Raw genomic sequence first — 16,672 nt, 5'->3', positions numbered from 1 at the left:
ACCTATTCAAAGGCCGGTTGGCCCCTACCCCAGCCCTCCCCCAGCGGGGGAGGGAGCAAGAAGTGGGCGCTCAAGCCGTGCGGTGCACCGTCGGCTTGAGCATGTCGGCGATGCCTATGCGCCGGGCGAATTCCTCGCGCACACGTTCGGCCACCACCGTGACTTCAGCGGCACCATCGTCGATGAAGTCGGTGACCGAGCGGAAGGGCCGCGTGCCGGCGGGCAGGCCGACGATGCGGGTGATGTCGTCGGCCACGGCCTGCGGGTCGGCGTGCTCGGGGCTGAGGGCCGAGAGGCGCTCGCCGACTTTGTCCATCACGCCGTCGTAGCGGGCGTAGGCGGCTGTCGTCGCTTCATCGGCGGGCCTGCCGGCGCTGGGGAAGTGGTCCGTGCCTTTGGTGAAGGCGCCTGGCACGACGATGGAGGTCTCGATGCCGAAGCGGGCGAGCTCGTAGGACATCGTGACCGCCATCGAATCCATCGCGGCCTTGGCAGCGGCATAGGGACCGAGGAAGGGCGGGAAGCCGCCGCGCACCGTGCTGCTGCTGACCCACAGCACGAGGCCCGCTTCCGCCTGGCGCATGACCGGCAACACGGCGCGGTTCACGCGCTGGCTGCCCAGGAAGTTGGTGTCCAGCACCTTGATGATTTCTTCGGGCGTATAGGCCTCGGCAGGGCCGACGACCAGGTGGCCGGCGTTGTGCACGATGACGTCGAGGCGGCCTTGCTCGGCCACGATGTGCGCCACGGCGGCGTCGGCAGACGGCTGCGAGAGCACGTCGAGTTCAACGGCGCGCAAGTCAAAGCCATTGGCAAAACTCCAGTCGCGCAGCTCGCGCACTTTGGGTGCGTTGCGGCCCTGGATGTCGCGCATGCTGGCATACACGGTGTGGCCGGCTTGTGCGAGTGAACGGGCGGTGAGGTGGCCGATACCGGTGCCTGCACCGGTGACGAGGATGACGGATTTCATGGTGTGTGGCTTTCTGGAAAGGGTTGAAAAAAGATTGCTGTGTCGATAGGGGTGCGTGCGCTTAGACGACACCCCCATTTGCCCTGAGCGTCTGGCCGTTGACCCAGGCCGAGTTCTCGCTGACCAGGAAAGCAACCGCACTCGCGATGTCCTCAGGCGTGCCCAGGCGTTCCAGCGGCGCCATCCTGGACATGCGCTCCACCGTCTCGGGCGTCTTGCCGTTGAGGAACAGCGCCGTGGCCGTGGGGCCGGGGGCGATGGCGTTGATGCGGATGTTTTTGCCGCGCAGCTCTTTGGCCATGATGTTGGTGAAAGTTTCCACCGCGCTCTTGGTGGCGCCATAGACCGCGTAGCCGGGCAGGGCCAGGCCGGTCACGCTGGTCGAGAAATTGACGATGCGGCCGCCGGACTGCAGGCGGGTTGCGGCTTCACGCAGCGTGTTGAAGGTGCCTTTGACATTGACGGCAAAGAGGCGGTCAAAGGTGTCGTCGTCGGTGTCGGCCAGCGCCGGCAGCGTGGGCGGCATGATGCCGGCGTTGTTGATGAGCACGTCGACGCGGCCGAAGGCCTTGATGCTGTCGTCAAACAGCTGCTTCACAGCAGCAGGGCTGGACACATCGGCCTGCACGGCGACGGCTTTGCCGCCGGCGGAGACGATGGACTGCACCACGGCCTGGGCTTCTTCGGCCTGGCCGGCGTAGTTGACGACGACGGCGTAGCCTTCTTGCGCAAGGCGCTGGGCGACGGCTGCGCCTATGCCGCGCGAGGCGCCGGTGACGATGGCGGTTTGGGGGGATGCGAAAGCGGTCATCTGGAACTCCTGAAATTGATAAGGGTTGGTTTGTTCTGACTGCCCGCGGCGCTTTGTTTGTTTGAGCGATTTGGTGAGCCAGTGACGCTATTGTTCTATTCAATCCACATGCCATAAATACCGTAAACTTGCCTTCACTATTCAATTAACACCAACAATCAGGCTACGATCCATGGACCGTTTTAGTTCGATGCAGCTCTTTACCCGCATCGTGGAGCTGGGCAGTTTTACGAAGGCGGCCGACGACCTGGGACTGCCGCGCGCGACCGTGACGCATGCGGTGCAGCAGCTGGAAAAACGCCTGGGCGCGCGGCTTTTGCACCGCACGACGCGGCATGTGAGCCCCACGCAGGACGGCGCGGCCTATTACGAGCGCTGCCTGCGCCTGTTGACCGATCTGGAAGAGGCCGAGTCGGCGTTTGTGAACGTGGGCAGCAAGCCGCGCGGCAAGCTGCGGGTGGATTTGCACGGCACGCTGGCCAGGCATTTTTTGCTGCCGGTGATCGGCGATTTTTTTGCGCGCTACCCGGACATCGAACTCGAAATCGGCATGGGCGACCGGCTGGTGGACCTGGTGCGCGAGGGGGTGGACTGTGTGCTGCGTGTGGGCGAGCTGGCCGAGTCCAGCATGGTGGGGCGGCGTGTGGCCTTGCTTGAACAGGTCACCTGCGCGAGCCGCGAATACCTGGACAAACACGGCACGCCCGACACGATAGAGGCGCTGCGCGGGCACCGCGCCGTCAACTTCCTCTCAAGCCGCACCGGCAAGGCGCTGCCTTTTGATTTCATCGTGGACGGCGTGCCGCGCCAGGTGCAGCTCAAGGGCTCGGTCGCGGTAACGGACGCCGACGCCTACAAGGCCTGCTGCGCCGCGCACCTCGGTTTTATCCAGGTGCCGCGCTACCACCTGGCCGCGCAGCTGGAGGCGGGCGCGCTGGTGGAGGTGCTGGCGCAATTCAGGCCGGCGCCCATGCCGGTGTCTGTGCTGTATCCGCACCACCGGCAGCTCTCACCGCGCGTGCGGGTGTTCGTAGATTGGGTGGCCGACGTCATGGCCCACGCGCGCTGAGAACTCAACGCGCCAGTGGCAGCGCATAGGCGCGCACATAGTCGCCCGCCCGCGTGCCCAGCGAGCCGTGGCCACCGGCCACCACCAGCACAAACTGCCGGCCGTCGGCGACGGCATAGCTCATGGGCGTGGCCTGGCCGCCGGCGGGCAGGCGGGACTTCCAGAGTTCGTCGCCAGTGTTGACGTCGTAGGCGCGCACATAGTCGTCCAGCGTGCCCGAGAGGAAAGCAACGCCGCCGGCCGTGGCGAGTGGGCCGCCCAGGCTGGGCACGCCCATGCGCAGGGGCAATGGCACAGGCGAGAGATCGCGCACGGTGCCGTTCTTGTGCTGCCAGGCGATGGCGCCGGTGATGAGGTCGGTGCCGGCCACATAGCCCCAGGGCGGCGCCTGGCAGGGAATGCCCAGCGGCGACAAAAAGGCGCTGAGCTTGACGGCGAAGGGCGCGCCGAAGTTTTCATTGAGCGAAGGCAGGCTGCCTTCGGGCCGCTGCTTGCCCTGGACCATCAGCGTCGTGTCGTCGCTGCGCGGCACCAGCCTGGAAACAAAGGCCAGGTAGGTCGGCGTGCTGAAGACCATCTGCCGCACCGGGTCGACGGCCACGCCGCCCCAGTTGAAGACGCCGAAGTTGCCGGGGTAGACCAGCGTGCCCTGGGTGGACGGCGGCGTGAAGCGGCCCTCATAACGCAGGCGCTGAAAAGCGATGCGGCAATACAGCTGGTCGAACATGGTGGCGCCCCACATGTCGCGGCCGGTCAGCGGCGGCGGGTTGAAGGACAGCGCCGACTTCGGCTGGGTGGGCGCGCTGCGGTCGCCCTGCGCGGCGCCCTGCGGCGCGGGGACTTCGGTGACTGGCAGCAGCGGCGTGCCGGTGCGGCGGTCCAGCACAAAGATCTCGCCCTGCTTGGTGGGCTGCACGAGGGCGGGCACTTTGTTGCCGCCAATGTTGAGGTCCAGCAGGCTGGGCTGGGCCGGCACGTCGTAGTCCCAGAGGTCGTGGTGCACCGTCTGGAAATTCCAGCGCACCTTGCCGGTGGCCAGGTCCAGCGCGACGACGGAGGACGAATAGGTCTCCACCGCCGGGCTGCGGTTGCCGCCCCACTGGTCGGGAGGCTGGTTGCCCAGCGGCACATAAACCATGCCCAGCGTTTCGTCGACGCTGGAGATGGACCAGCTGTTGGGCGAGTTGGCGGTGTAGGTCTGGCCGGGCGCAAGCGGCGCGCTGCTGTCGGGCCGGCCCGAGTCCCAGGCCCAGACCAGCGCGCCGGTGTTGATGTCATAGGCGCGTATGACGCCGGACTGCTCCTTGGTGGAGACGTTGTCGAGCACGGTGCCGCCGACGATGATGAGGCGCGAAGTCACCACCACGGGCGAGGTCGAGTAATAGGCGCCGGGCTTGAGGTTGGGCATGCCGGTCCAGAGGTCGATTTGCCCCTTGCCGCCGCCGAAGGACGTGCAGGGTTTGCCGGTCTCGGGGCTCAGCGCGATCACGCGTCCGTCGGCCGTGGGCATGAAGAGTTTGGCCGTGCAGCCGTCCGCAGCAGGCGGCTTGGGCGCGGTGGCCGGCGGCTGGTAAGACAGGCCGCGGCAGGTCAGGTGCTGCAGCGCGAGCTTGTCCTGGATCTCGGGGTTGAAGCGCCAGGCCTCTGCGCCGGTGGTGGCGTCGAGCGCAATCACCGACTGGTGCGGCGTGCAGAAAAACAGCCGGCTGCCGATCTTGAGCGGCGTCACTTCGAAGGTGGTTTCTTGCGGGTCGCCGGGGCGGCCGCGCATGTCGCCGGTGCGGTACTCCCAGGCCAGCTCCAGGCTCTTGACGTTGTCGGGTGTGATCTGCGCCAGCGGCGAATAACGCTGGCCCAGGCCGGTGCGGCCGTAGGCATGCCATTCATCGGCCGGCACCGTGTCGGCCGGTTGCATGGCGGCACTGGCGCCCATGGGCGGCAGGGGCAGCATGCCCACCACGCGGTTGTCATCGTGAAACCAGGTCACGACCGAGGCGACCAGGAAGGCGCCCAGCACCGAACCGAGGGCCCAGCGCCCGCCGCGCGCGCCCAGAAAGCCCTCGTGACCGATGGCGTGGATAGGCCAGGTGCGGGCGACCCCGGGCGTCAGCAGGAAAAGCCCGATGAGGAACACCACGCCGCCACGTGCCGCCAGCGGCCACCAGTCCAGCCCGGCCTCCCATAGCGCCCAAGCCAGTGTGCCGCCTACCACCAGGGCGAAAACCCACAGGCCGGACGGGCTGCGGCGGGCCAGCAGCACGCCCGCCAGCACAAAGCCCAGGCCCGCGAGCAGGTAGTAGGAAGTGCCCCCCAGCACGACGAGCCAGCACCCGGCCAGCAGCAGGGGCACGCCGAGTACCAGCAGGACCAGGCCCGCGGCCCAGGCCGTGCGGCGTTTGAGCGGGTCGACGGGCTTGAGCGCGGGGTTTACAGGGGAGGGGTTGTAAGACGGCATTTTTGCTCTTCGTGTTTTTGTGTTCTTGTGTTCTTTCGACCGCGCGGTTCAGCCATGGGCCTGGCATGGATGCGTTGACAAAACACAGCGGCTGTGGAGCCAATCTAGTCCGCACGCGCCGCTGCGCGCGTCAGCCTGGGGCTGAGATGTCTGTAGGAAGGCCGTGGCCCCAACCCGGTTGTGTGCGCCAGCGAACAGACCCGCGCACCGAATGCGCGCCTGCTGGGGGTACGGCATGCGCCATCGTGGAGTCCTGCGGATTCGCATGGCGGCAACCCAGGGGGAACACCAGAAATGAAAGCACTTGTTTACGGCGGGCCGGGCCTCAAGGCCCTTGAAGACCGCCCCAAGCCGGAAGTCCAGGCGCCCGGCGACGCGGTCGTGAAGATCACGAGAACCACGATTTGCGGCACCGACCTGCACATCCTCAAGGGTGACGTTTCCACCTGCGCGCCGGGGCGCGTCCTGGGGCACGAGGGCGTGGGGGTGGTCGATTCGGTGGGTGCGGGCGTGACGGCCTTTCGCCCCGGCGACCGGGTGCTGATTTCCTGCATCTCGCCCTGCGGCAAGTGCGAGTACTGCCGCCTCAGCATGTATTCGCACTGCACCACGGGCGGCTGGATCCTGGGCAACCAGATCGACGGCACGCAGGCCGAGTACGTGCGCACGCCGCATGCCGATACCAGCCTGTACCCGATTCCGGCCGGCGCGGACGAGGAGGCGCTGGTGATGCTCAGCGACATCCTGCCCACGGGTTTTGAATGCGGCGTGCTCAACGGCAAGGTGGTGCCGGGCTCCGCGATCGCGATTGTGGGCTCGGGGCCCATAGGGCTGGCGGCGCTGCTGACGGCGCAGTTCTACACGCCGGCGCGCATCATCATGGTGGACGTGGACGAGCACCGGCTGGCCGTGGCCAGGCGCTTTGGCGCCAGCGACACGGTCAACAGCCAGAACGGCGATGCGGCCAGGCAGATCATGGTGCTGACGCACGGGCGCGGCGTGGACACGGCGATCGAGGCGGTGGGGATTCCCGCGACCTTCGAACTCTGCGAGGACATCGTGGCCGCGGGCGGCACGATTGCCAACGTGGGCGTGCACGGCACCAAGGTGGACCTGCACCTGGAGAAGTTGTGGTCGCACAACGTGACCATCACCACGGGGCTGGTCGACACCATGTCCATCCCCATGCTGCTCAAGACCGTGCAGTCCAAAGGCATCGATGCCGGCCAACTGATCACCCACCGCTTCAAGCTCGGTGAGATTCTGAAGGCCTATGAGACCTTCAGCCAGGCCGCCGACACCAAGGCGCTGAAGGTGATCATCGAGGTGTGACTCGAGGTGCGATGGCCCGTCCGGTGAGTGGATTCCTACACGCAGCGCCGGAAATGCCCGGCGCAGAGCGTGTGCCGCAGGGGTGATCCTGGGGATTCGGCGGCGTCGCGCGCGATGCGTGCGCGTGCCGCGCTTTCAACCTTTTCAAACCCCTGCAAGGAGTCTTCCATGCCGTTCAAGACACAACCCACATTTCGCAGCTGCGGTCTGGCGCTGGCAAGCGCCGCTGCCCTGGCGCTGCTGGCCGCGCCCGCCGTCCAGGCGCAAAGCGGCACACCCGCGCCCGCCACCACCCAGTCCGAGGGCGATTCCAAGCTGGACCGCAGCGACCGCAAGATGCTGCAGGAGCTGGCGCAAGGCAATATGGCCGAAGTCGATGCCGGCAAGATGGCGCTGGAGAAAGCGCAGAGCGCCGAGGTGAAAAAATTCGCGCAGCAGATGGTCGACGATCACGGCTCGTCCCTGGCCGAAGTGCAGGCCCTGGCCCGGGCCAAGAACGTCACGCTGCCGGACGGCGCGGGCGCCATGGCCAAGACCAAGGCCACCGCGCTGAAGGCGCTGTCGGGCAATTTGTTCGACAAGGAATACGCCAAGCGCTCGGCCGTGAGCGACCATGAAAGCACGGTGAAGCTACTGCAAAAGATCCAGAAGGACGGCAAGGACAGCGACCTCAAGGCCCTGGCCGGCAAAATGCTGCCGGCTGTGGAACACCACCTGGAGATGGCCAGGGAACTGGCGGCCTCGACCGCAGCCGCCAAGTCCTGATACGACGGCCCTCAGGGCTCTGAGGATTTCCTGCCGCGCCGGCCTTTCGCTTTTGCACTGGCCGGAACGAGTTCATGCGGCTCCAGGAAAAACTGCGTGTTGCCCACCAGCCGCTCGACAGCAAGGTCGATGAAGGCGCGCGCCCGCGCCGGCTGCGCGTTGCGGCTGCCGTAATACACATGCAGGCCCAGGTGTTCGGTGACGTGCTGCGTGAGCAGCGGCACCAGCAGGCCGGCGCGCACCAGCGGCGCGGCGGTCGCGCCTATCAGCTGGCCTATGGCCTGGCCGGCGACGACGGCGCGGGCTTCGAGGTCCACGTCGTTGCTGAGGAAGGAGGTCGCGACGCTGCGGGCCACCACTTCTTCCCCCACCTTGAATTCCCAGGGCATGGTCTTGCCGGTGCCCGTGTGGTGAAAGCCGGTGCAGCGGTGGTGGGCCAGGTCTTCAATGGTCTGGGGCGCGCCGTTCCGCGCAATGTAGGCCGGTGAGGCGCAGACGACGAGCTGCAGCGGCAGGATGCGCCGCGAGATGATGCCGCCCTCGGGCGGCGAGCCGGCGCGAAAGCCGACGTCGACGCGGTCCTCGACCCAGTTGCCAATACGGTCGTCCATCTGGATGTCGGGCTCGACCTGCGGGTGACGGCGGCAGTATTCCTCGAGCACCGGCCACAGCACCTCCAGCATGATGGAGCGCGGCGCGGCGATGCGCAGCGGCCCGGCGATCTCTTCGCGGCCGCGGCGTGCGCCGTGCAGGGCGCGCTGCAGGGTGGACAGCCCGGGCTGCGCGGCCTGCAGGAACTGCTGGCCTTCTTCGGTCAGGCTCAGGCTGCGTGTGGTGCGGTGAAACAGGCGCACGCCCAGGTGGCGCTCCAGCTGCACCAGCGCCTGGCTCGCGGCCTGCGGCGTGATGGCCTGGGCCGCGGCGGCCTGGCGCAGGCTGCCGAGTTCGGCCGCCTTGACGAAGGTGGCAATGGCGCGCAGCTCATTCAAGGCCATGCGGTTTCTCCCGGAGGTGGATGACGATTGTCACGATTTACTTGATTATGAACCCAGCGACTGCTCGCTATTCAACGCCTAATGAAAATCCTACATTGCCCTCCTCAACAACTTTTTTTCAAGGGGCAAGGCCATGAATGCAAAGACGGATTTCAAACGTGTGTGGATGATCACCGGCGCGGCGCGCGGCATAGGCGCGCGCATCACCGAAGCGGCGCTGGCACGCGGCGAGGCGGTGGTGGCGACTTCGCGCGATGCGGCTTCGCTGCAAAAGCGCTTTCCTGTCAGTGACGCGTTGCTGGCGCTGCCGCTGGACGTGACCGACGAAGCCCAGGCGGCCACGGCGGTGCAGGCCGCGCTGGCGCGTTTCGGCCGCATCGACGTGCTGGTCAACAACGCGGGCTACGGCCTGCTGGGCGCGGTAGAGGAAGCCACGGCCGAGGAGGTGCGGCGCCTGTATGACACCAATGTGTTCGGCCTGCTGAATGTGACGCGCGCCGTGCTGCCGGCCATGCGCGCGCGCCGCAGCGGCCACGTCATCAACATTTCCTCGCTGGGCGGCTACCAGTCGGGCCCGGGTTTTGGCGTGTACTGCTCGACCAAGTTCGCGGTCGAGGGCCTGAGCGAAGCGCTGCACGGCGAGCTGGCGCCGCTGGGCATCCATGTGACGGTGGTGGAGCCGGGTTATTTCCGCACCGACTTCCTGGACAGCAACTCGCTGGCGGTGTCGCCGCGCATCCTGGACGACTACGCCGCCAGCGCCGGCCAGGTGCGCGCGGCCGCCACGCGCATCAACCACAACCAGGCCGGCGACCCGCTGCGGCTGGCGCAGGCCATGCTGGCGCTGGTGGACGCAAGCGCGCCGCCGCTGCGCCTGCCGCTGGGCACCGACACGCTGCAAACGATTGCGGACAAGCATGCGTTTGTGAACGCTGAACTGAAGGACTGGAAGGTGCTGGCCGCTTCGACGGATTTCCCCCAGGAAGCGCTGGCGGCCTGAGCTGCCGGTGCGCAAATAAAAAGGGCCTCGCGAGAGGCCCTTTTTTTGGGGTGCGGCGAAGATCACGCCGCGCAGGGAGCCAGCTTCTTCGCCGGCCACATGCGCACCGCCAGCGCGGCGACACCGGACACCGCCGCCATCACACACACGCCCTGCCAGCCGGCCCGCGCCAGCACCACGCTGCCCAGCCAGGCGCCGCTGGCCATGCCGCTGAACATGCCGATAAACAGCACGGCGTTGAGGCGGCTGCGCGCGGCGGGCTCTATGCTGTAGATGATGGTTTGGTGCGCGATCAGCGTGGCCTGCGCGCCCAGGTCGAACACCACGGCGCCCAGGGCGATGAGCCACAACTGGTCGGGGCCGGCGGCCATGGCGATGAAGGCGGCGGCCACCAGCGCCGCGCCCAGCCGGGTCACGACTTCCGGGCCTTTGCTGTCGGCCAGGCGGCCGGCCAGCGGCGCGGCCAGCGCACCGGCGGCCCCCGCCAGGCCGAAGGCGCCGGCCGCGCCGCTGCCCAAATTGAAAGGTGCGGCGTGCAGCATGATGGCCAGGGTGGACCAGAAGGCGCTAAAGCCTATGCTGATCAGCCCCTGGGCCAGGGCCGCGCGGCGCAGCGCGCCGTGGCGCTTCCACAGCGTGGCCAGCGAGCCCAGCAGCGCCAGGTAAGGCAGCTGGGTGGTCGGCGCAAAGCGCGGCAGGCGCCGCCACACGGCAATGCCCAGCAGCGCGATGCTGAGCGCCGCGGCCACAAACATGCTGCGCCAGCCAAGCTGCTCGGCCACGACGCCGGCCACCACACGCGACAGCAGGATGCCCAGCAGCAGGCCTGTCATCACCGTGCCCACGGTTTTGCCGCGCTGGGCTTCGGGGGCGAGCGTGGCGGCGGCCGGCACGATGTCCTGCGCCAGCGTGGCCGCCAGGCCGATCGCTAGGCTGGCCAGCGCAAGCACCGCCACCGAGGGCGCACTGGCGGCCAGCAACAAGGCCAGCACCAGCGCCGCGGCCTTGCCGAGGATGATGCGGCGGCGGTCATAACGGTCGCCCAGGGGCGCGAGCAGCCCAATGCCCAGCGCATAACCCAGCGTGGTCAAGGTGGGCACCAGGCCTATGGCGGCGGGCGTGGATTTGAATTCGGCGAGCAGCAGGGCCAGCATGGGCTGGCTGTAATAGAGCGAAGCCGCGCCCAGGCCGGCGCCGGTGGCGAGCAGCAGGATCAGCGAAAGCGGCAATGCCGGCGCGGCGTGGTCATGCGTATAAAGAGTGGAGGTCATGGCAGGAGTCCAGGTTTGAAGCAGGATGCGAGTATGCGGGCCGGGTTTTGCGCTGTGAAGGCGGCTATTGGGCACAATGGTCATACGTCAAACGCATGCAAGAACACAGAACGGACACCCCATGAAAACCGCGCCGGACCGGATTGAACTGATGCAGACCTTTGTGCGCATCGTGGAGTCGGGCAGCCTGTCGGCCGCCGCCGCGCAGATGAACGCCACGCAACCCACTGTGAGCCGGCGCCTGCAGGCGCTGGAGCGATCCCTGGGGCTCAAGCTGCTGCAGCGCTCCACCCACGCGATGAAGCTGACCGAGGACGGCGAGCGCTGCTTCAGCCGCGCCAAGGAGTTGCTGGGCAACTGGGACGCCTTTGAGGCCGACCTGCGCGGCACCCAGGAGGTGCCGGAAGGCACGCTGCGCGTGGTGGTGCCGCACGCGCTGGGCCAGCAGCAACTGGTGGGGCCTGTGGTCGACTATTTGCGGCGCCACGAGCGCGTGACGGTGGAATGGCTGCTGCATGACGGCACGCCGGACTTCATCGCCCAGGGCATCGATTGCGCGGTGCATGTGGGCGCGGTGGAAGACCCTTCGCTGGTGGCCGTGAAGATCGCCGAAGTCAGGCGCATCGTGGTGGCCGCGCCGTCGCTGCTGCAGGGCAGGCCGCCGCCCCTGCAGCCGGCCGAGCTGCAGGCCCTGCCCTGGCTGGCGCTGCAGACTTTTTACCGCAACGAGGTGGCGCTGACGCGCCGCCACGCCGGCCGGGACAGCGAGGACTACCGCTTCGCGATACGGCCGCGCCTGGGCACGGACAGCCTGTTCGCGCTGCGCAATGCCACGCTGCTGGGCCTGGGCGCGAGCATCGCCTCGACCTGGCTGGTGGCCGACGATGTGGCGCAGGGCCGGCTGCTGCACCTGGCGCCCCAATGGTGCGCCGCGCCGCTGCCGGTTTACCTGATCTATCCCTATTCGAGTTTTTACCCGGCCAAGCTGCGCCGCTTTGTGGAGGCGCTGCGCGAGGGCCTGCCCCCGGGCATGGGCCTGCCGACGCGGCCGGAACCGATGGGCATCGCCTGAGCGGGCGCGGCTGCCGGGCTAAACCCGGACCGTGTCCACAGCCTGCTGTTGCAGCCAGGCGGCAAACACGTCCACTGCGCGGTTCGTGTTGGCGGTGGCCGAGCGCTGGCACAGGTAGTAGCCGCGGCCGGTGGGAACACAAATATCAAAAGGCAGGACCAGCTGGCCGCTGCGCAGCTCGCTCTCGATCAGGCAGGGCTGGATGACGATGGCACCCATGCCGGCGGTGGCCGCGACGATGAGGTTGTTGCCAAGGTCAAAGCCGGGGCCCAGCGCGGGCAAGGTTTTTTTCACGCCCGCGCCTTCCATCCAGACGGCCCAGTTGCCCGGGTAGTTGATGTGATGGAGCAGGGGGCGCGTGGCCAGGTCCGCCGGCTGCTTGAGGTTGCGCGCCAGCGCGGGTGTGCAGGCCGGCATGATCTCCTTGCCCAGCAGGTAGCGCCCCTGGATTCCGCGCGGCCACTTTTTGCCGGGCCGCTTGAGCGCGATCCACAGGTCGACGTCATCGCGCGTGAAGTCTTCATCAAAGCGGAACTGGCGCAGTTCCACTTCGATGCCCGGGTTCGAGGACTGGAAGCCGGCCAGCCTGGGAACCAGCCAGCGCGTTCCCAGGGTCGGCAGCACACTGACCCGGACCTTGCGCTGTGCGGGCGCACCGCCGAACTGCGTGACCGCCGACTCCAGCCCGGCCACATGCACTTCCACCAGTTTCTGGAATTCACGGCCGCGGGCCGTGGGCACAACGCCCGTGGCTTGCCGGTCGAACAGGCTGCAGCCCAGCCTTTGCTCCAGCCGCAGGATGGCCTGGCTGACGGCACCCTGGGTGACGGAGAGAACCTCGGCCGCGCGGCGAAAACTGCCGAGCTGGCAGACCCCGAGAAAGGCGTGCAGCTCGGCCAGCGAAGGTGACTTGAACTTCATGGGACGCATTAGATCATCTAATCACCTGCTTTGAAATTGTCGTTTGCCCTGCGGCGGCCGCGGCCGCACACTGCGGCCCATGAGCAACACCGCGCCCGTCAAAGTCCTGCGTCCCGCAGGCGATCCCATCGCACTGGTATGCGATTCACCGCACAGCGGCACCTGCTATCCACAAGACTTCGACTTCGCGATCGAGTTGCAGCAGCTGCGGCAATGCGAGGACACGCTGGTCGAGCAGCTGTGGGACGCCGCCCCGCTGGTGGGCGCGACGCTGGTGCACGCGACCTTTCCACGCAGCTACATCGACACCAACCGCGCTGAGGACGACATAGACCTGGCGATGCTGGACGGCGAATGGTCCGGGCCGGTGGCGCCCTCCGATCGCTGCCTGCGGCTTGGCAACGGCCTGGTCTTCAGCAAGACACCGACGCTGGAGCCGATCTACAACCGCCGGCTCCACGCCCGCGAGATTGCGCAACGGATTGAAAGCTGCTGGCGGCCGTACCGCCGCGCGCTGGCCGATGCGCTGACCGGCGCAAGCACACGGCAGGGCGGGTGGTGGCACCTCAATCTCCATTCCATGCCCAGCAATGCCTATGCGCGCCTGGGACTTCCCGAGAAGCCCCTGGCCGACATCGTGCTGGGCAACCTGCACGGCGCAAGCTGCGACGCGGCGTTTGTGGATGTTGTGGGCGAAGCCTTCAGGCGGCACGGTTACACCGTGGCACTGAACGACCCTTATGCGGGCCAGGACCTGGTGCGCAGCCTGGGCCGGCCCGCGCTCGGGCAGCACAGCCTGCAGGTCGAGATCAACAGGGGCCTTTACCTCGACGAAAAAACACGCGAGCCCAAGCGGCGGTTTCCTGAACTCAGGAAGCGCATCCACCTGGTGCTGCAGGACATCGCGAATTACATCAGGGAAGAAACCGTTCAGGCCGAACGCAAGGCCAAGCTCAAGGACACAGCATGACACTCATCCGCAGCCGCAGGCAGGTTCTCGGCATGGCGGCCGGCGCTGCCGGCGTGATGGCCTGCCCGGCCTTCAGCCAGGCACGCGCCTGGCCCAACCGACCCATCACGCTGATCGTGCCTTTTCCACCCGGCGGCGCGGTGGACATTTCGGCGCGCGCCGTCTCCGACAAGCTGGGCAGGCTGCTCGGCCAGCCGGTGGTGATCGACAACAAGGCCGGTGCGGGCGGCGCCATAGGCACCGGCATAGGCGCGAAGGCCGCGCCCGACGGCTACACGCTGGTGGTCACCTCGCAGTCGACCCATGTGGTCAACCCCGCGGTGTCAAGCAGCCTGCCGTATGACGCGGTCAACGATTTCGCCTACATCACGCTGATCGACAGGCTGCCCAATGTGCTGGTCGCCAGCGCCAAGCTGCCCGTCAAAAACTTTGCCGAGTTTGTGCGTTACGCCAAGGCCAATCCGGGCAAGCTGAACTACGCCTCATCGGGCAACGGCTCGGTGGCACATCTGAGCATGGAGCTGCTCAAGGCCAAGCTGGGCCTGTTCATCACGCACATTCCTTACCGGGGTTCCGGGCCGGCGCTGACGGATTTGCTGTCGGGGCAGGTCCAGCTCACCTGGAACAACCTGTCATCCAACCTCGGCATGCTGCAGAACGGAAGCCTGCGCGCACTGGCCGTCGCGGCGCCACTGCGCGTGCCGCAGCTGCCGGATGTTCCCACCTTTGACGAGCTCAAGCTGCCCGACCTGAACCTCACCTCGTGGACGGGGCTGGCGGCGCCGGCAAAGACGCCGGAGCCCATCATCCAGACGCTGTATGACGCGATGCGCAGCATCCTGCGCGACAAGGACACGCAGGAACTCTGGCGAAAGCGCGGCGCCATGCTTCCCGAGAATGTGCGGCCGGCCGAGTACCGGCAGGAAGTGATTCAGCGCATCCAGTTCTTCAGGAACGTCGCGCAGGCCAACAAGATTGTGCTGGACTAGGGCCTTGCGCATGAATCACCGCCACCCTGGCGTCACGCCCCAGCCGGACGGCTGACACCCACGCCTTTCCCCTGAATTTGCCGCCCGCTGAAGACGAAATCTTCAGCCGCCTGGGCGAACTTTGCCCGCGAAAACCCCAGCGGCGGTGATGAATCTCCGCCATCGATAAAACTTTTGAGGAGTGAGGGATGAAACTGAAGATGATCAGCCTGGCCGCGGTGGCCGCCGGCGCAATAACACCCGTGGCCGCGCTGGCGCAAAGCACGGTGACGATTTACGGCAGGATGGACACGAGCTTCGAGAACTCGAAGACCGGCTCCATTTCCCAGACCTTGATCACGGGCAATGCCTCCCGGCTGGGCTTCAAGGGCGTCGAAGACCTGGGCGGCGGGCTCAAAGCGCTGTTTGGGCTCGAGATGGGAATCTCTTCCGACACGGGGGCATCAAGCACGCCGATGTACCGCAACTCTTATGTTGGGATAGGCGGCGATTTCGGTGTCGTCAACATCGGCCGCATTGATTCGGCCGCGCCCAGCCGCACGCCGATTTACGCCATCCTGAGCCGCAATGTGGAGTACGTGATCCACGATGCGGGCGCCACCGCCATAGGCACCTCCATCTTCAACGCGCGCACGCGCGTCTCGAATGCCATCGGCTATGCCAGCCCGGTCATCGGCAATGTTGTGTTCCGCGCCGGCCACTACCTCAACGGTGAAGGCTTGGCGGAAACCCCGGCCGGCCCGATACGCTTTGAGGGCGACTACAAGCAGACCGATGTGTCCATCAGCTACGGCGAAGGCGGCGGGCCCTTGGGGCTAGGCTTGGGCTACGGCAGCGACAGCAAGCGCGGCGGCGCGCTGCTCAACGACTTCAGGAACAAGTGGATGCTGGTGGGCTCTTACGACTTCGGGGAAGTGCGGGCCTGGGCGGTCTACAACCGCGATAACTTCGTGGGCGGCCCGCTGTCACGCAGCAAGGTCGATGCGCAGATGATTGGCGCCTCCTGGGACCTGACGCCCAGCAGCAAGATCATGGGCAACTACATCCGCAAGGATGTGCAGAGCGATCCGGCGGGCAAGCTCAAGCGCTTCCAGGCGGGTTACTCCTACAAAATGAGCAACCGCACGTCGCTGTATGCCTTTTATGACCGCACCGATCCCAACAACCGTGTCGCCAACGACGTGATCCGGGTTTACGGCGTGGGCATCCTGCACAACTTCTGAGCAGCCCGGCCAGTTGGAGGCCTACTGCTCGCACAGGCCTTTTTCCACCATATCGATCACGCGCTGGCCGATCTGCTGCATCTGCGGACCCATGAGCGGGCCCAGCGGGCCGTCCACGACCAGCATGGCCAGGCCGTGCACCGCCGACCAGGCGAGGAACTCGGCGCCGGGGCGGCGCCCGGGCGACAGCAGGCCGGCGGCCAGCAGTTTGTCGATCGCGGCGCCCAGCAGCTCGAACGGGTCCAGCCCGCTTTGGCCTTTGCGCTCGCTGTCCGCGGGCGCGCCCTGGGCTCTTTCCTTCAAATCATCCGAAGGGCCGAAGGCCGTGCGGAACAGCCCGCTTTCGGCCTGCGCAAAACGCAGGTAGCCGGTGCCGACCGCGCGCAGGTTGGCGCGGGCGAATTCGGCGGGCGATAAATCCGGCGGCAGGGCGGCCAGCTCGGCCTCCATGGCGCGGGCCATGGCCGCCAATGCAGCGGAGCGCACCGCATAGAGCAGGGCCTGGCGGCTTTCGAAATGGCGGTAGGCGGCATTGGGCGCGACACCCGCGCGGCGCGTGGCTTCGCGCAGCACCACGGCCTCGGGCCCGCCCACGCGGGCCAGCTCCACGGCGGCGTCCAGCAGGGCGCGCCGCAGGTCCCCGTGGCGGTAGGTGCTGCGGGGTGGCGGTATCTGGGGCGCGCTCGACATGGCTTGTTACTTATTTATGTGGACAGCGTTCATTATCTTTGCTATTCTTTTGTGGACGGTGTACACAATACCGCTGATCCGACCCCCGCGCAAGACCCCGGATCCTGGATTTCCCCTCTGGCAAACACTTTCTCAAGAA

Annotated in this window: 15 protein-coding genes; 8 read left to right on the top strand and 7 right to left on the bottom strand. The window is 66.9% G+C overall.

The genetic code is table 11. From position 1 onward, the window contains the following. Positions 1 to 70: 70 nt before the first annotated feature. Entirely contained in the window at positions 71 to 970 is a 900-nt protein-coding gene (locus tag AC1D09_RS17630) for an SDR family oxidoreductase (protein WP_477662241.1), read from the bottom strand. A gap of 61 nt (positions 971 to 1,031) precedes the next feature. Continuing rightward, complete coding sequence (locus tag AC1D09_RS17625) at positions 1,032 to 1,781, bottom strand: glucose 1-dehydrogenase (RefSeq protein ID WP_477662240.1); 750 nt, start codon at positions 1,779 to 1,781, stop codon at positions 1,032 to 1,034. Positions 1,782 to 1,953: 172 nt separating this feature from the next. Here AC1D09_RS17625 and AC1D09_RS17620 point away from each other — a divergent pair, with 172 nt between their 5' ends. After that, positions 1,954 to 2,850 carry a LysR family transcriptional regulator gene (locus AC1D09_RS17620; RefSeq protein ID WP_477662239.1) on the top strand — a complete coding sequence of 299 codons (897 nt, stop codon included), beginning with the start codon at positions 1,954 to 1,956 and terminating at the stop codon, positions 2,848 to 2,850. Between the two features lie 4 nt (positions 2,851 to 2,854). On the opposite strand, the gene AC1D09_RS17615 is transcribed toward AC1D09_RS17620, so the two are convergent. After that, entirely contained in the window at positions 2,855 to 5,305 is a 2,451-nt protein-coding gene (locus tag AC1D09_RS17615; RefSeq protein ID WP_477662238.1) for a glucose/quinate/shikimate family membrane-bound PQQ-dependent dehydrogenase, read from the bottom strand. Between the two features lie 294 nt (positions 5,306 to 5,599). On the opposite strand from AC1D09_RS17615, the gene AC1D09_RS17610 reads away from it, so the two are divergent. Next, the gene (locus AC1D09_RS17610; RefSeq protein ID WP_477662237.1) at positions 5,600 to 6,637 is read left to right on the top strand and encodes a zinc-dependent alcohol dehydrogenase family protein; all 1,038 of its coding nucleotides are present in this window, start codon (positions 5,600 to 5,602) and stop codon (positions 6,635 to 6,637) included. 168 nt (positions 6,638 to 6,805) lie between these two features. Further along, positions 6,806 to 7,402 carry a DUF4142 domain-containing protein gene (locus AC1D09_RS17605; RefSeq protein ID WP_477662236.1) on the top strand — a complete coding sequence of 199 codons (597 nt, stop codon included), beginning with the start codon at positions 6,806 to 6,808 and terminating at the stop codon, positions 7,400 to 7,402. An 11-nt stretch (positions 7,403 to 7,413) separates the two neighbouring features. Here AC1D09_RS17605 and AC1D09_RS17600 read toward each other — a convergent pair whose 3' ends face one another. Then, the gene (locus AC1D09_RS17600; RefSeq protein ID WP_477662235.1) at positions 7,414 to 8,397 is read right to left on the bottom strand and encodes a LysR family transcriptional regulator; all 984 of its coding nucleotides are present in this window, start codon (positions 8,395 to 8,397) and stop codon (positions 7,414 to 7,416) included. A gap of 133 nt (positions 8,398 to 8,530) precedes the next feature. Between AC1D09_RS17600 and AC1D09_RS17595 the strand changes: the two genes are divergently transcribed. Continuing rightward, positions 8,531 to 9,397 carry an oxidoreductase gene (locus AC1D09_RS17595; RefSeq protein ID WP_477662234.1) on the top strand — a complete coding sequence of 289 codons (867 nt, stop codon included), beginning with the start codon at positions 8,531 to 8,533 and terminating at the stop codon, positions 9,395 to 9,397. A 62-nt stretch (positions 9,398 to 9,459) separates the two neighbouring features. Here AC1D09_RS17595 and AC1D09_RS17590 read toward each other — a convergent pair whose 3' ends face one another. Beyond that, positions 9,460 to 10,668, bottom strand: coding sequence for an MFS transporter (locus AC1D09_RS17590; RefSeq protein ID WP_477662233.1), 1,209 nt, complete (start codon positions 10,666 to 10,668; stop codon positions 9,460 to 9,462). 121 nt (positions 10,669 to 10,789) lie between these two features. Between AC1D09_RS17590 and AC1D09_RS17585 the strand changes: the two genes are divergently transcribed. Then, entirely contained in the window at positions 10,790 to 11,740 is a 951-nt protein-coding gene (locus AC1D09_RS17585; protein WP_477662232.1) for a LysR family transcriptional regulator, read from the top strand. Positions 11,741 to 11,758: 18 nt separating this feature from the next. Here the strand turns inward: AC1D09_RS17585 and AC1D09_RS17580 are convergent, their stop codons facing one another. After that, positions 11,759 to 12,661: a LysR substrate-binding domain-containing protein gene (locus AC1D09_RS17580; protein ID WP_477662231.1), complete on the bottom strand. Its 903-nt coding sequence runs from the start codon at positions 12,659 to 12,661 to the stop codon at positions 11,759 to 11,761. Positions 12,662 to 12,740: 79 nt separating this feature from the next. Here AC1D09_RS17580 and AC1D09_RS17575 point away from each other — a divergent pair, with 79 nt between their 5' ends. The 3 genes from AC1D09_RS17575 to AC1D09_RS17565 all read left to right on the top strand — a co-directional run bounded on the left by AC1D09_RS17575 (position 12,741) and on the right by AC1D09_RS17565 (position 15,843). Then, the gene (locus AC1D09_RS17575; RefSeq protein WP_477662230.1) at positions 12,741 to 13,631 is read left to right on the top strand and encodes an N-formylglutamate amidohydrolase; all 891 of its coding nucleotides are present in this window, start codon (positions 12,741 to 12,743) and stop codon (positions 13,629 to 13,631) included. Beyond that, the gene (locus AC1D09_RS17570; RefSeq protein WP_477662229.1) at positions 13,628 to 14,620 is read left to right on the top strand and encodes a Bug family tripartite tricarboxylate transporter substrate binding protein; all 993 of its coding nucleotides are present in this window, start codon (positions 13,628 to 13,630) and stop codon (positions 14,618 to 14,620) included. Before AC1D09_RS17575 ends, AC1D09_RS17570 begins: the two co-directional genes overlap by 4 nt. A 188-nt stretch (positions 14,621 to 14,808) precedes the next feature. Next, positions 14,809 to 15,843 carry a porin gene (locus AC1D09_RS17565; protein ID WP_477662228.1) on the top strand — a complete coding sequence of 345 codons (1,035 nt, stop codon included), beginning with the start codon at positions 14,809 to 14,811 and terminating at the stop codon, positions 15,841 to 15,843. Positions 15,844 to 15,864: 21 nt separating this feature from the next. On the opposite strand, the gene AC1D09_RS17560 is transcribed toward AC1D09_RS17565, so the two are convergent. Then, a complete protein-coding gene (locus AC1D09_RS17560) occupies positions 15,865 to 16,533 on the bottom strand; it encodes a TetR/AcrR family transcriptional regulator (protein ID WP_477662227.1) in 669 nt (222 codons plus the stop codon). Positions 16,534 to 16,672 lie beyond the last annotated feature (139 nt).

This window comes from Polaromonas sp. P1_A2 (genome assembly GCF_056406895.1).
This window is presented reverse-complemented; position numbering and strand designations above follow the sequence as displayed.